This window comes from Kribbella sp. NPDC003557 (assembly GCF_040610805.1).
In the GTDB taxonomy this organism is placed as follows: Bacteria; Actinomycetota; Actinomycetes; order Propionibacteriales; family Kribbellaceae; genus Kribbella.
Genome location: NZ_JBEXMY010000001.1, coordinates 906917 through 921362, shown reverse-complemented (window position 1 = coordinate 921362; position 14446 = coordinate 906917). Strand labels below are relative to the sequence as shown.

Sequence of the window (14446 nt, the reverse complement as noted above, 5' to 3'; positions counted from 1 at the left end):
GTCTGCCCAGAGCAAAGCCGGGGGTGTGGCAATCTCCTGCGGGTGAATCTGACTGAGGACCTGACCGAGCAGGAACGGGCACTGCTGGAACTGACGGCGACCCCGGCGGCGACGTTGCTCGGTGCGGTCTCGATGGCCCTGCGGACGACGCTGTTCACCGAGGACCCGGCCGCGTGGGTCGACATGTGGCAGGCGCGGCCGGATCTTGCCCGCATCGAGTGGATGGACGGCCCTGAACTCGCCGAGGTCGTCGCGCACCTGGCCGCGAAGGACTACGAGGGCACCATCGAGGGTGTCCCGGGGCTGCGGATCACGTCGTACGACGACCACAACGCGAAGATGCACTGGCTGGGCAGCGCCACGCCGGTCGTCCTGCACCTCACGCGGCAGCTGTCCTAGAGCACAGCCGACAGCCGCTCCGCGAAGTCGGCCGGGAACGTGTGCCCGAGCCCCGGGATCCGCTCGATCGCGAACCCGGCCAACTGATCAGCCGCGCGGTCGACGACCTCGAGCAGGTCGTCACCGGTCCCGATCCAGATCGTTGCCGGAGACAACGGCATCCCGCCGTCCGGCAACTCCCGCAACGCAGGAGCCATCGCAAGCACCCCCGCCACAGGCCTCGGCAGCCCGGTGAGCCCCCAGTCAACAGCAGCCCGCCCGCCGGCGGAGAAGCCCGCCGCAACCACAGGCATCCTCCCCGCATCCACCACGGGCCCCCGGCCTTGGCCGCCGACAGGCGGCGAGCTCGTGCCGGCGAGCTGCAAGCCTGTTGTCGTGTCTGCCTCGGCGAGGGCTGCGGCGATGTCGGCGGCAGCCTGGTCGCGGTCGGGCCAGGTGCGGTAGTTCGGTGACATGCGGCTGGACGACTGCACGCAGATGAGGGCGTAGCCGAGGTCCAGGACCCCGTTCCAATCTCGCAGGGCGTGGCCGGCCGTCTGGCCCGCGCCGTGCAACGCCACCACGACTCCCACCGGCTCCCGCGATGGCCCTTCCGCTGTCTGACCGGGGAGGACGACCAACGGGGGAACCGGGTCGTCGGTGACGCGGGACTCCGACAGCCTGACGAGGTCCTGGAACTCGGGGCGGTCCTGCAACGCGGCCAGGTCGTCGTCCTCGGTGAGGATCGTGGGCCGCCACCACCCTCCCGCCGCACTCGCCTCGAGCAGGACCTGCAGCGCCCCGGCGGCGTCGCCGGATACACCGAGCAGGCAGGCCTTCACGTGGGCCAGTTCGGCGGCCCACGGCTCCAGCCCGTCGCTCTCCGCGTCCACGAGCTCCACGGCAGCGCGGTACTGCCGGTCGTTGTACAGGACCTCGACCCGGTCCACCAGCTCGTCGTACCGCATCTCGGAGGCGTCCATGAGGCTGATCCTGACAGCCCCGGACGCGCGGTTCGAACCGGTTTTCGGTAACTGTCGGCGGGAGCGCCTAAGGTGTTGGGTGATGACTACGCTGTTCTCGCCCGATGAGCTCCCAGTGCCGCTGGAGGAGCCGAAGACGTCTCGGACCGACCCGGATGCGCTGCTCGACGGGCTGAACCCGCAGCAGCGCGCCGCCGTGGTGCACGGCGGGAAGCCGCTGCTGGTGGTGGCCGGTGCGGGGTCGGGCAAGACCCGGGTGCTGACCCGCCGGATCGCCTACCTGCTGGCGGCCCGCGACGCGCACCCCGGCTCGATCCTGGCGATCACCTTCACCAACAAGGCCGCCGCCGAGATGCGCGAGCGTGTCGTCGACCTGGTCGGGCCGCGGGCGAAGCTGATGTGGGTCTCGACGTTCCACAGCTCGTGTGTCCGGATCCTCCGCCGCGACATCAAGCGGTTCGGGATCAACTCGACGTTCTCGATCTACGACGACACCGACTCGCGCCGGCTGATGACGCTGGTCTGCCGCGAGCTCGACCTGGACGTCAAGCGCTACAACCCGCGCGCCGTGCTGAACTGGATCAGCGCCCAGAAGAACGAGCTGGTCGACCACGAGACGGCCGCGTCCAAGGCGGAGAACCATCTCGAGCAGACGTATGCCGAGTGCTACCGGATCTACCAGGAGCGCCTCGCCCAGGCGAACGCGCTGGACTTCGACGACCTGCTGATGACCACGGTCAACCTGCTGCAGGCCTTCCCCGAGGTCCGTGAGTACTACCGCCGCCGTTTCCGCCACGTGCTCGTCGACGAGTACCAGGACACCAACCACGCGCAGTACACGCTGATCCGTGAGCTCTGCGGCGAGGACGACCCGAACTACAACGGCCCGACCGCGCCGCCGGCGGAGCTGATGGTGGTGGGTGACTCGGACCAGTCGATCTACGCGTTCCGCGGCGCCACGATCCGCAACATCCTCGCCTTCGAGGAAGACTTCACCGGCGCCGAGACGATCCTGCTGGAGCAGAACTACCGCTCCACGCAGACCATCCTGTCCGCGGCGAACGCGGTGATCGCGCGCAACGAGGGCCGCAAGGCGAAGAACCTGTGGTCCGACCAGGGCCAGGGCGAGCAGATCGCGGTGTATGTCGCCGACAACGAGCACGACGAGGCGCAGTTCGTCGCCGACGAGATCGACCGGCTGTCCGACGCCGACGGGGTGAAGCCGTCGGACGTCGCGGTGTTCTACCGGACCAACGCGCAGTCGCGGGTGTTCGAAGAGGTCTTCATCCGCACCGGCCATCCGTACAAGGTGGTCGGCGGCGTCCGGTTCTACGAGCGCAAGGAGGTCCGCGACGCCCTCGCCTACCTGCGGGTGCTGGTGAACCCGGAGGACACCGTCTCGCTGCGCCGGATCATGAACGAGCCGAAGCGCGGGATCGGCGACCGGGCCGAGGCCGCGATCGAGGCGCTCGCCCAGCGGGACCGGATCTCGTTCGCGCAGGCGATGCGCCGGGCCGAGGACGCCCCGGCGATGGCGTCGCGCTCGGTGAACGCGGTCCAGGCGTTCGTCGACATCCTCGACGAGCTGACCGCGATGGTCGACTCGGGCGCCCCGCCGGACGACATCCTCGACGTCGCGCTGCACCGCTCGAGCTACTACGAGACGCTGCAGAAGTCCCCGGACCCGCAGGACGAGACCCGCCTGGAGAACCTGGACGAGTTCATCTCGGTGGCGCGCGAGTTCGTCGAGGAGCGGACCGCCGCCGGCGAGGCCGCCGACCTGCAGGCGTTCCTGGAGCGGGTCGCGCTGGTCGCCGACGCCGACCAGATCCCGGACGCGGCCGACGACGGCGGCGTGGTCACGCTGATGACGCTGCACACCGCGAAGGGCCTGGAGTTCCCGGTGGTGTTCCTGACCGGTATGGAGGACGGCGTCTTCCCGCACTCCCGGTCGCTGACCGACCTGAAGGAGCTCGAGGAGGAGCGCCGGCTGGCGTATGTCGGCATCACCCGGGCCCGGCAGCGCCTGGCGATCTCCCGCGCCGCGGTCCGCTCGGCGTACGGCGCTCCCCAGCACAACCCGCCGTCGCGGTTCCTGGAGGAGATCCCGGCCGAGTTGCTCGACTGGCGCCGCGACGAGTCCGCGATCACCCGCTGGTCCGGCACCGGGACGAGCCGCGGGAGCGGGATCCCGAGCCGGTACGAGCCGGCCCGCAAGACGGCGTCCGACAAGCCGGTGATCAGCCTGAACCCGGGCGACCGGGTGGTGCACGACAGCTTCGGCATGGGCACCGTCGTGGTGGTCCGCGGCGAGGGCCAGCAGGCGCAGGCAGACATCGATTTCGGCTCCGAGGGCGTCAAGCGGTTACTGCTCCGTTACGCTCCGGTGGAGAAGATCTAGTCAACTTCTTGCACCGTTGCGTTGCATCTGACCCGGAGATTGAGACAATCAAGGATCTTCGGCCCACTCCCGGAAGCGCGCCCCCATGTCCAAGTCGTCGGCCAGCAACCGCCGGATCATCCTGGCGGGAGCGAATCCTGGCCTCCGGCTGTTCGACGAGAAGGGCAAGGTCACGGCGTACGCGTCCATCTGGATGGTCGACTGGTCGATCCGCGGCTCCGGTACGGCGGTGGTGCTGTGGTTCGACGGGATCGTCCGGGTGGTGTCCGAGGACCCCGACCTGGCCGCCTGGCTGGAGTCGTACTTCGTCCGCTCGTTCCTCGAGGTGCAGGGCCTGCCGTGGCACGAGCCGGCCGTCGAGCGGGACCTGGTGCAGGTCTCGATGAACCTCGCCGACGGGTTGAGCGCCAAGGCCGCGGACATCCAGATCGAGATGGGCGGCGTCCTCGACCGCCGGCTGTTCGCGACCGACAACTTCCAGCTCGCCGACGGCAACCACAGCCTCAGCCTGGTGATCGCCCCGGTCCGCTCGGCCACGGTCTCCATCGGCGGCGCGTCGGTCCCGGGTTTCGTCCAGGTCGACGGCTCGCCGGACAAGCCCGGCTCGTCCGCGTTCCTGACCACGGCCGAGGTCTGGCAGCGCTGACCCGTTCCCTTACGCTGTAAGCCCAGCGTCGAAAGGGACATCACGGTGGCACAGCCGAACTCCGAGCCGCGGGCGCCGCTGAGTCGCGAGCTGCTGCTCCGGGCCGCGGTCGCGATCGCCGACGCCGACGGGCTCGAGGCCGTCACGATGCGCCGCCTCGGCGAGGCGGTCGGCGCCGAGGCGATGTCGCTCTACCACCACGTCGCGAACAAGGGCGACCTGCTCGACGGCCTGGTCGACCTGGTGATGGCCGAGATCGACGAGCTCGTGGAGCGCACCGCCGTACCGGACGACGCGTGGCAGCCCGCGATGCGGCGCCGGATCCTGTCGGCGCGGGACGTGATGCTGAAGCACCCGTGGGCGCCGCGGCTGTTCGAGACGCGGCCCACCATGAGCCTCGCGGTGGTCCGGTATCACGACCAGTTGGTCGGACTGATGCGCGCCGGCGGATTCTCGTACGACCTCGCCCACCACGCGCTGCACGCCTTGGGCAGCAGGGCGCTCGGCTTCTCCCAGGAGCTGTTCGACCCGGCGGCAGGGGCCGGTGCGAACTCGGAGCGGATGCTGCGCGACATGGCCGATCAGGTCCCGCATCTGGTCGGCATGATGACCGAGATCGCCCATGACGATCCCGGCAGCACGATCGGCTGGTGCGACGACCAGGCCGAGTTCGAGTTCGCCCTCGACCTGCTGCTCGACGGTCTCGCCCGGCGCCGCTGACCAAGCCGGGCTCTTGACCAAGCCGGGCTCTTGACCAAGCCCGAGCCCTTGACCTCCCTTACGGCGTAAGGCAGCCTTACGTCGTAAGGGAGACTTACGCTGTAAGGGGAGCGGGATGAAGGCCATCGTTCAGCACGAGTACGGATCACCCGACGTCCTGGAGTTCGCCGACGTCGACAAGCCCGAGCCGGCCCCCGGCGAGGTTCTGGTGCGGGTCCACGCCGCGTCGGTCAACGCCCGCGACTGGCATGTGCTCCGCGGCGACCCGTACATCGCCCGCCCGTCCGCCGACCTCGGCCTGCGGCGGCCGAACGTCACGATCCGCGGCACGGACTTCGCCGGCGGGGTGGAAGCGGTCGGCCCGGACGTGGCCGGCGTGGAGATCGGAGCCGAGGTGTACGGCGAGGCGCCGCGGGCCTTCGCGGAGTACGTCGCCGTACCGCAGGACCGGGTCGCGGTGAAGCCGGTCAACCTCGGCTTCGAGGAGGCGGCCGCGATACCGCTCGCGGCGAACACCGCGTTGATGGGTCTCCGCGACACCGCGAGGGTCCAGCCGGGCCAGCAGGTGCTGATCAACGGCGCGGCCGGTGGTGTCGGCACGTTCGCGGTCCAGATCGCCAAGGCCCTCGGTGCCACGGTCACAGCGGTCTGCAGCACGCGGAACGTCGAGCTGGTCCGATCGCTCGGTGCCGACGACGTCGTCGACTACACGGCGGCGGATTTCAGCCTTCGCGAGCGGCGGTACGACGTCGTCCTCGACCTGGTCGGCAACAGGTCGTTCACTGCCCTGCGGCGAGCACTCGTCCGCCGCGGCACGCTGGTCCTGTCCGGTGGCGGGCTGTACGGCGGCGGCAGCGTGTTCGGCCCGCTCGGGCTGATGATCCGCGGGCAGCTGTCGGCGCCGTTCGTGCCGCAGCGGGTCGTGATGTTCAACGCCGTCCCCAGCAAGGCCAACCTGACGACGCTGCGGGAGTACGCCGAGGCCGGCAAGCTCACCCCGGTCGTGGACCGGACCTACCCGCTCTCGGCCGCCGCGGAGGCGATCCGGTACGTCGAATCCGGCCACGTCCGCGGCAAGGTCGTGATCACGGTCTGAAGGCCCACCAGTTCTCCATCCGCTCCACGCTCCGCTGGTCGCCGTCGAGCACCCGCTGCAGCCGGAACAGGTACGCCGCGATCCCGGCCGCGCCCTGCAGCCAGCCCACGCCCGGCGGCAGCAGCGGATCCTCGTTGCGGTGCTCGACGAACCGCCAGTACCCCTCCGGGGAGGCGTGGTCGAGCAGCGTGTCACCCATCCGTACGGCGAACTCCAGGTCCTGCTGCTCGCCGTCGCGATGCCACGCGTCCAGGAACGCGTCGCCGACCCCCGTCGTACCGCAGCAGCGACCGTCGTTGTCCCAGAATCCCGGATGGAGGCGCTCGGGGATACCGGAGTACCGCACACCGTCCAGGCACCGGCGCCGCCACGTCCGCGGCGTCTCGCCCGCGATCCGCGGTACGCCGGCATGCTCGAGGGCGCTGAACGTCAACGCGGTCCCGGCGCCACCGTGGCACCAGTTGAAGGTGAACTCGTCGCCGTGCCGCTCCGCCCACGGAATCACCCGCGGCACCCGGAAGCCACGCTCGTCGGTGATCCCGATCGTCACCAGATGCTCGGCCCCGCGGCGCGCCGCGTCCACGAGCTCCGGCCGGTCGAGCTCGGCCCCGGCCAGGGCGAGCACCGCCGCGATCCCCGCGAGCCCGTGCGAGAAGTTCGGCATCTCGGTCGGCTCGTCGCTGCGGAACCGGCGGGACACGAACTGCCAGTTGAGCCCGGTCGGCAGCTCCTCCCGCTCACCGACCAGCAGGTCCGCGGCCCGGCCCGCCAGCGCCGAGGCATCGTCACCCCGGCGGATCGCCCACAGGGCGCCGAGCAGGACCGAGCCGGTCCCGAGGGTCACATCGTTGCCGACAGCACCGGGCGCGTACCGCGGGTCGTCGAGGAAGCTCTCCCGCCAGCCGTTGCCGGTGGCCAAGGACTCGAGTCGCGCCAGCGCCGCAGCGGTGCCAGGCTCGTCCAGCGCGGTGAGGACGCCGATCGAGCTGACGAGTCCGTCGAAGAAGGTCGTCGTGGTGGTGGCCGGGATCGCCGTACGGATGCGGTCCGCGATCGCGGCGGCCAGGTGCTGCTCGGCCTCGGTCCATTCGCGCACCAGACGGATCTCGGCCAGCGCGTGGGCGAGCCCGCCGATGCCGCTGTGCATCCCGTCCGGGTACTTGTCGGGCTTGTCGCTGCCGCCGGACTCTGGGATCCACGGGCCGCTGTCGCCCCACCGGACCTGGCCCAGCACCCAGGCCCAGGCCCGCTCGGCGACTTCGCCGTACGTCATGGCTGGGCGTTGCGGAGCCGGATGCCGCTCCACTCGAGAGTGCTGGTGGTGACCGCGGCCCAGAAGTCGTGCAGCCGCCGCAGGACCCGCAACTGGATCCCGGCCTCCTCGTGCAGCGCGAACAGGTCGCCGACGCGCTCCGCCGGACCGAGCGGCCGGACGTCGACGCGGGCGACGACCGCGGCGTCGTGCTCGACGAAGTCGGCGGCGGGCAGGCGGTACGCGTACAGCTCGACCGATCGGATCGCGTCCAGCCAGCCGTACTCGACGGCGTGCACGCGGGTGCCGGAGCCGGCGCCGATGATCCGGTCGCGGTCCTCGGGAGTGGTGTTCGGCCCGACCCAGGCCATCGCACGCGGGCATTGCCGCGGGAACCAGTAGTCGGGGGCCCGGTCGTGGCCGACGGCCCAGACGAACGGGGTGATCGTGTCGCCGGTCCTGGCGACGTAAGGCCGGAAGATCTCGATCGTCGGATCTTCGGAGAAGTGCAGAACCTCACCAACTGCCGGACGCATGTCCCGCAGCTTAGTCAGGACGTCGTTACGGGTTCAGACCGCAGTGGTTGCGCAGCCACGGCATCGGGTTGATCGGCTCGCCGCCGCCCGGCCGGACCTCGAAGTGCAGGTGCGGGCCGGTGGTGTTCCCGGTCATGCCGACCCGGCCGACCTCGTCGCCGGCGTACACGGTCTCGCCGACCTCGACGCTGAACTTCGACATGTGGTTGTACCAGGTGACGGTGCCGTCCTCGTGCCGGACCTGGACCTGACGACCGTACGGCCCGGCCCAGTCGGCGAAGATCACCACGCCCTTCATCACGGACCCGATCCGGGTGCCGATCGGGGCGGCGAAGTCGGTGCCGGTGTGGTTGCGGGCCCAGCGGCTGCCGCCCTGCCCGAACGTCGCGGTGATGTGGTAGCCGGAGATCATCATCTCGCAGCGGGTGGCCGACTCGCGGAGCTTCTGCTCGGCAGCCTCGGTCTTTGCCTTCGCGGCGGCCAGTGCGCTCGCCCGCTTGGCGGTCAGGGCCTGGGTGGCGCTGAGCTTCACCGCCCGGGCCTGCGCCAGCTTCGCTGCGGCGGACTGCTTCTTGGTGGTGGTCGTGTCGGCCAGCTGGACCCGGGAGGAGTCACGGGTGGCGAGCTGGCGCGCCTGGATGCGTGCCGTGGTGATACCGGACAGCTGCTGCCCACTGTCCAGGCTGAGCGCGGCCAGGTTCACCGCGGAGTTGGCCTGGGTCGGCGACGCCAGCGAGCTGTGACTGAAGCCGACAGCTCCGGCTGCCGCGGCGAGCGCGGCGGTCAATCCGACGATCTGGGAACTGCTGGGGGTATTACGCCTGGCAACGCGATGTTTTGCACTCTGACGTCCTGCGCCGGACTTGCGCGCAGCATTGCCGGGCGTGACGCGGTCTCCCGCGGCACGGTGCTGGGACACAACGTGGCCTTTCGGTCACAGGGGAGGGGCTTGAAGCTTCTCTTGCAGCCCCCGGAGGGTTTATTCCCCGGGAGGACTCACAGACCATAACGGAAGGGTCACGGGGTGACAAACCCCGCCACCCACTTTTCCGCGGCTCCTTCACGAAACTTTTGCATGAGCCGCTGCACGTGCATCGGCCGCGAGCGCCCAGAAAGCTTCCTGATCAGGCAGTTTTGGGTTCTTCGTCCAAGTGGGCCAGTACGCCGGTGATGCGGTGCACGACCTCGCCGTGGAACGGCAAGGACAGGTGGCCCACGCCGTGCACCCGGACATTACTCGCCGTCAGGTCCGGGTGACTGATCCGGGCCCTGCGCTGCGGCACGATCAGCTGGTCCACGTCGCTGTAGAACGCGACGAACCTGGTGTCGCAGTCCGGCGCCGGTTCGTCCAGCTCCGCCATCAGCTCACTGTCCGGCCGGACCTGCTTGACCAGCGGCCACGGCAGGAGCTTGGCCGCCACCGTGCCCTGGTGCGGCGTGCCGAGCGTGACGCAGGTGTGGACGCGCGCGTCCCCGCCCAGACGCTGGACGTAGTACCGCGCGATCAGCCCGCCGAGGCTGTGCCCGACGACGTGGATCTGGTCCGACCCGGACGCCTCGCAGATCGCCTCGATCTCCCGCCCCATCCGCTCGGCGGTCCGGCGGACGTCCAGCGTCAGCGGCGAGTACGAGAACGTGTGGATGCTGCTGAACCCGCGACGGACCAGCTGCCGGCGCATCAGCGCGAAGATCGTGTGGTTGTCGATGATCCCGTGCGCCAGCAGGATCGGCGTACCGGCGGCGCGGACGTCGCTGACCAGCAGGCCGCGCTGGGCCGGGCCGAGTCCGGCGAGATTCAGCCGGGCCGGCAGCTCGGGCGTACCGCGGACCAGGCCGAGCGGATACATCGCGAGATGGGTCGTCAGCCAGCCGATCTCGACCGCCGCACCCTGCAGCACGCTGGGCGAGAGGGCCGAGCGGGCGCCGTACGCGAGTCCGTCCAGCGCGCCGCGGACGTCGTCCTGCCACGAACTCATGGCGACTCCTCACCAAACCAGACCCCCCGGTGGTCCGATCCCTTCCAAGGTAACCGGTTCCCATCTCGCGTGTGGGGGAACACACGCCTCCGTGTCTTATCCGTGAGGAACGCCAGCGGTTAGCCTGCCCCCATGCCTGCTACGAGTCCGTTGCGCGTCGTCGTCGCCAAGCCCGGTCTGGACGGTCACGACCGCGGTGCCAAGGTCGTCGCCCGCGCCCTGCGGGACGCCGGCATGGAGGTCATCTACACCGGTCTGCACCAGACGCCGGAACAGATCGTCGAGACCGCGATCGCCGAGGACGCCGACGCCATCGGGCTGTCGGTGCTGTCCGGCGCGCACATGACCCTGTTCAAGCGCGTCCGCGAGCTGCTGACCGAGCGGGACGCCGAGGACATCGTGGTGTTCGGCGGCGGCATCATCCCGGACGCCGACCTGCAGCCGCTGGCCGAGCTCGGGGTGCACAAGATCTTCACTCCGGGCGCGACGACCACCGAAATCGTCGACTGGGTCCGCAGCAACGTCGGCGACGCGTCCGCGACCTCGGCGTGACCTCGCTCTGACCCTGGGCCTGACTCCGCATCACTCCGGAGCGTGATGACGACTGCCCGGAGTCGTTCTGAACAGTCCTGCCCGCTTCAGTCAGGTTACTAATCGGTAATACCGAATCGTTAAGAAATACCCGGTTGTGCGGGCTTCCCAAACGCGGTCGCATACAGCCATGCGGCTGTCCGTTTCAGAGACCGTCAAGCCGGGTTGTGTGTGGCTCAGAACACATCGGCCCGTTCTCGGTTACTGTCCGGACAGGGCGGATCGCAGCGCGGTGGGGGTCTGCGACCTGCTGACGCAGGACCCAAGCGATGTCCCAATCGGGAGAGGGCAGGTAAACGATGAGGTTTGAACGATCACACGCACGCAGGACGGCTTTCGTCGCCGTCGCAAGCAGCATCGCGCTGCTCGCCACCGCGTGTGGTAGTGGCGACGACGGAAGCAGCAGCGGCGGGGGCAGCGACTCGGCCGGAGCGCTCGAGGGCCGGGGACCGATCACCTTCGCCACCGGCAAGGACACGTCCGGAAACCTGCAGAACCAGCTCAACGCCTGGAACGCTTCGCACCCGAACGAGAAGGTGGAGCTGAAGGAGCTGCCCGAGGACGCCGACGCACAGCGCCAGCAGATGGTGCAGAACGCGCAGGCGCAGTCCGACGCGTTCAGCGTGCTGAACATGGACGTCGTGTGGACGTCGGAGTTCGCCGCGAACCAGTGGATCACCCAGATCCCCGAGGACAAGGTGCCCGACCTGGGCAAGCTGATCCCGGCGACGGTGGAGACCGCGAAGTACCGCGACAAGCTGTACGGCGTGCCGGTCACCTCCGACGGTGGTCTGCTCTACTACCGCAAGGACCTGCTGACCAAGGCCGGTATCGCGGAGGCCCCGAAGACCTGGGACGAGATGCTCGCCGCCTGCCAGAAGGTGGCCGCGCTGCCCGAGGGCAAGGGCATGAGCTGCTACTCGGGCCAGTTCGAGAAGTACGAGGGCCTGACGGTGAACTTCTCCGAGGCCGTCAACTCGGCCGGCGGCGAGGTCGTCGGCAAGGACGGCAAGCCGAACGTCAACACCCCGGAGGCCAAGGCCGGCCTCGACGAGCTGGTGAACGGCTTCAAGACCGGCGCCATCCCGAAGGCCGCGATCACCTACAAGGAAGAGGAGAGCCGCCGCGCCTTCCAGGACGGCAAGCTGCTCTTCCTGCGCAACTGGCCGTACGTCTACTCGCTGGCGAACAAGACCGACGGCTCGTCGAAGATCGCCGGTAAGTTCGCGGTCGCGCCGCTGCCGGGCAAGTCCGGCGCCGGTGTCTCCTCGCTGGGTGGTCACGACTACGCGATCAGCTCGTTCGCGAAGAACAAGGCGACCGCGATCGACTTCATCAACTTCATGGCGAGCGAGGAGCGCCAGAAGGCGAACATCGAGAAGACGTCGCAGGCGCCGACCTGGCAGTCGCTGTACGACGACGCGGCGCTGAACAAGCAGTTCCCGTACCTGGCGCCGCTGAAGGCGTCGATCCTCGGTGCGCAGCCGCGCCCGCGGGTGGTCAAGTACGGCGACGTCACGGCCGCGATCCAGCAGGCGGCCTACGACGCGCTGAACGGCAAGCAGACGTCGGACCAGGCATTGTCCGGCCTGCAGACCAAGCTCGAATCGCTCATCACGCAATGACCGTCGTGCCGGGGCCGGTGTGTGGGGAGGTTATGACCACGCACCGGCCCCGGCCAGTCCCTGCCCCGGCTCCGGCCGGGAAGCAAAGGAGGCACAGGTGACTGCAAGTACGCCGGTCGCGGAACGGCCGGTCAAGGAGCCGAAGCGCCAGCAACGGTTCGACGAGGGCACCGGCCGGCTGGCCGCGACCCTGCTCTCCCCGACGCTGCTCGTCCTGGGCGTCGTCGTGTTGTTCCCGATCATGGCCGCGCTGCGGGATTCGCTCTACCAGAGCGGGCAGCGGCTCGACGAGAACGGGTTCATCGTCAAGGGCTCGACGTTCGTCGGGCTCGACAACTACACCGCCATCTTCAAGGGCGAGACCGGCGACCGGTTCTGGAACGCGTTCTACAACACGTCGTTCTTCACCGTGGTCTGCGTGATCCTCGAGACCGCCCTCGGTGTCGCGATGGCGCTGATCATGCACAAGGCCTTCAAGGGCCGCGGCATCGTCCGGGCCAGCATCCTGGTCCCGTGGGCGATCCCGACCGTGATCTCGGCGCTGCTCTGGAAGTGGATCTTCCAGGCCGACGGCGTCGCCAACGCGGTGATCGGCACCCAGGTGCTGTGGTCGACCGAGGGCTGGCAGTCCAAGCTGTCGGTCGTCATCGCCGACACCTGGAAGACCGCACCGTTCATCGGCCTCCTGGTCCTGGCCGGGCTGCAGACCATCCCGGCCGAGGTCTACGAGGCCGCGAAGGTCGACGGAGCCAACGCCTGGAAGACCTTCACCCGGATCACGCTGCCGCTGGTGAAGCCGGCGCTGCTGGTGGCGGTGCTGTTCCGGATCCTCGACACGCTGCGGATCTTCGACCTGCCGTTCGTGCTCGTCGGTGCGCACAAGAACTCGGTCGAGACACTGTCGATGCTGGCCTACGACGAGGCCTTCAATACCAGATTCGGTCCGGCGGCCGCCTATGCGACGGTGCTGTTCATCTACGTCGCGGTCGTCGCCTATCTGTTCGTGAAGATCCTCGGCGCCGATGTCATCGGCGAAGCCAGAGCCAAGAAGCGCGGCGGCGGTGGACGACGGAAGAAGAACGGCGACTCGGATACGGCAGCCGCGCGGGCCGTCGTGGCCGCGGGAGCCGGTCCGGGTACAGGAGGGAACGTCTGATGGCTACCGCAACCGCACAGCCCCGGGACGACGCGGCTCAGGTCCGGGCCGCCGAGTCCGGCTGGGTGAAGCGCTGGCTGCCCCTGCTCGGCGTCGCGCTGATCGTGATCTACTGCCTGGCGCCGTTCTACTGGATGGTCGTCTCGGCGTTCCGCCGGCCGGCCGACCAGTTCTCGAACGCGCCGATCCCGTCGCCGTTCTCGATCCAGAACTTCAAGGACGTGTTCAGCGGCAACAACGGGTTCCCCCGTGGTCTGCTGAACAGCCTGATCGTGGCCGGCTCGGTGACGATCCTGACGCTGGTGATCGGCATGATCGCGGCGTACACGCTGGCCCGGCTGGACTTCCGGGGCAAGAACCTCGTGCTGGCGATCATCATCACCACGTCGATGTTCCCGGGCATCTCGCTGGTGGTGCCGCTGCTGAAGCTGTTCGTCGACATCAAGTGGATCAACACCTACCAGGCGATGATCGTGCCGAGCCTGTCGTTCGCACTGCCGCTGGCGGTGTGGAACCTGACCGCGTTCTTCCGGCAGATGCCGCAGGAACTCGAGCAGGCGGCGATGGTGGACGGCTGTACGCCGGCCCAGGCGTTCCGCAAGGTCATCATCCCGTTGGCGGCGCCCGGTGTGTTCACCACCGCGATCATCACGTTCATCGCGGCCTGGAACGAGTTCCTGATCGCGCTGAGCATGACCAACAAGAAGTCGATCCAGACGGCGAACGTGATCGTCTCGCAGTTCACCGGTACGACGGGCCGTGACCAACCGTTCGGCAGCCAGATGGCCGCCGGTGTGGTGGTCACGATCCCGCTCGTGATCGCCGTCCTGCTGTTCCAGCGCCGTATCGTCGCCGGCCTCACGGCAGGTGGCGTGAAGTGAGCTGGCGGGACCGGCGGGACCAGGATCGCCGGGACCGGGAAGAGCGTGACCGGCGGGACCGGGAGGACCGGGACCGCCGCGATCGCGAGGACCGGGACCGGCGGGACCGCGAGGACCGGGACCGCCGCGATCGCTACCGCTAGTTGACGACACGAAGGGCCGGGGCCGACCAAGGTCCCGGCCCTTCGTGTGTTCGCAGCACGGC

The 14446-nt window shown here is 69.1% G+C and carries 15 protein-coding genes; 10 read left to right on the top strand and 5 right to left on the bottom strand.

Annotated features, from left to right (window positions below; all coding sequences use genetic code 11):
- The first annotated feature begins 42 nt into the window (after positions 1-42).
- On the top strand, positions 43-399 hold the full coding sequence (locus ABZW60_RS04405) for a hypothetical protein (RefSeq protein WP_355473926.1): 357 nt from the start codon (positions 43-45) through the stop codon (positions 397-399).
- Here the strand turns inward: ABZW60_RS04405 and ABZW60_RS04400 are convergent.
- The gene (locus tag ABZW60_RS04400) at positions 396-1361 is read right to left on the bottom strand and encodes a phospholipase (protein WP_355473924.1); all 966 of its coding nucleotides are present in this window, start codon (positions 1359-1361) and stop codon (positions 396-398) included. The two genes, ABZW60_RS04405 and ABZW60_RS04400, sit on opposite strands and share 4 nt — an antisense overlap.
- An 82-nt stretch (positions 1362-1443) precedes the next feature.
- Between ABZW60_RS04400 and pcrA the strand changes: the two genes are divergently transcribed.
- The 4 genes from pcrA to ABZW60_RS04380 all read left to right on the top strand — a co-directional run bounded on the left by pcrA (position 1444) and on the right by ABZW60_RS04380 (position 6224).
- The gene (pcrA, locus tag ABZW60_RS04395; protein ID WP_355473922.1) at positions 1444-3762 is read left to right on the top strand and encodes a DNA helicase PcrA; all 2319 of its coding nucleotides are present in this window, start codon (positions 1444-1446) and stop codon (positions 3760-3762) included.
- Positions 3763-3847: 85 nt separating this feature from the next.
- The gene (locus tag ABZW60_RS04390) at positions 3848-4408 is read left to right on the top strand and encodes a hypothetical protein (protein ID WP_355473920.1); all 561 of its coding nucleotides are present in this window, start codon (positions 3848-3850) and stop codon (positions 4406-4408) included.
- 45 nt (positions 4409-4453) lie between these two features.
- On the top strand, positions 4454-5128 hold the full coding sequence (locus ABZW60_RS04385; protein WP_355473918.1) for a TetR/AcrR family transcriptional regulator C-terminal domain-containing protein: 675 nt from the start codon (positions 4454-4456) through the stop codon (positions 5126-5128).
- A 115-nt stretch (positions 5129-5243) separates the two neighbouring features.
- A complete protein-coding gene (locus ABZW60_RS04380) occupies positions 5244-6224 on the top strand; it encodes an NAD(P)-dependent alcohol dehydrogenase (RefSeq protein ID WP_355473916.1) in 981 nt (326 codons plus the stop codon).
- Here the strand turns inward: ABZW60_RS04380 and ABZW60_RS04375 are convergent.
- The 4 genes from ABZW60_RS04375 to ABZW60_RS04360 all read right to left on the bottom strand — a co-directional run bounded on the left by ABZW60_RS04375 (position 6214) and on the right by ABZW60_RS04360 (position 9988).
- A complete protein-coding gene (locus ABZW60_RS04375) occupies positions 6214-7497 on the bottom strand; it encodes a lanthionine synthetase LanC family protein (RefSeq protein ID WP_355473914.1) in 1284 nt (427 codons plus the stop codon). The genes ABZW60_RS04380 and ABZW60_RS04375 overlap by 11 nt on opposite strands.
- The gene (locus tag ABZW60_RS04370; RefSeq protein ID WP_355473912.1) at positions 7494-8012 is read right to left on the bottom strand and encodes a DUF6886 family protein; all 519 of its coding nucleotides are present in this window, start codon (positions 8010-8012) and stop codon (positions 7494-7496) included. Before ABZW60_RS04370 ends, ABZW60_RS04375 begins: the two co-directional genes overlap by 4 nt.
- A 25-nt stretch (positions 8013-8037) precedes the next feature.
- Complete coding sequence (locus tag ABZW60_RS04365; protein ID WP_355473911.1) at positions 8038-8799, bottom strand: M23 family metallopeptidase; 762 nt, start codon at positions 8797-8799, stop codon at positions 8038-8040.
- Between the two features lie 337 nt (positions 8800-9136).
- Positions 9137-9988: an alpha/beta fold hydrolase gene (locus ABZW60_RS04360; RefSeq protein WP_355473909.1), complete on the bottom strand. Its 852-nt coding sequence runs from the start codon at positions 9986-9988 to the stop codon at positions 9137-9139.
- 132 nt (positions 9989-10120) lie between these two features.
- Between ABZW60_RS04360 and ABZW60_RS04355 the strand changes: the two genes are divergently transcribed.
- The 5 genes from ABZW60_RS04355 (at position 10121) to ABZW60_RS04335 (ending at position 14384) form a co-directional block, all read left to right on the top strand.
- Entirely contained in the window at positions 10121-10540 is a 420-nt protein-coding gene (locus ABZW60_RS04355; protein WP_355473907.1) for a cobalamin B12-binding domain-containing protein, read from the top strand.
- A 338-nt stretch (positions 10541-10878) separates the two neighbouring features.
- Complete coding sequence (locus ABZW60_RS04350; RefSeq protein ID WP_355473905.1) at positions 10879-12204, top strand: ABC transporter substrate-binding protein; 1326 nt, start codon at positions 10879-10881, stop codon at positions 12202-12204.
- 97 nt (positions 12205-12301) lie between these two features.
- The gene (locus ABZW60_RS04345; RefSeq protein ID WP_355473903.1) at positions 12302-13360 is read left to right on the top strand and encodes a sugar ABC transporter permease; all 1059 of its coding nucleotides are present in this window, start codon (positions 12302-12304) and stop codon (positions 13358-13360) included.
- Positions 13360-14241, top strand: a complete 882-nt coding sequence (locus tag ABZW60_RS04340) for a carbohydrate ABC transporter permease (RefSeq protein WP_355473901.1) — start codon at positions 13360-13362, stop codon at positions 14239-14241. Before ABZW60_RS04345 ends, ABZW60_RS04340 begins: the two co-directional genes overlap by 1 nt.
- Positions 14238-14384, top strand: a complete 147-nt coding sequence (locus ABZW60_RS04335; RefSeq protein ID WP_355473899.1) for a hypothetical protein — start codon at positions 14238-14240, stop codon at positions 14382-14384. The genes ABZW60_RS04340 and ABZW60_RS04335 overlap by 4 nt, the downstream gene beginning before the upstream one ends.
- Positions 14385-14446 lie beyond the last annotated feature (62 nt).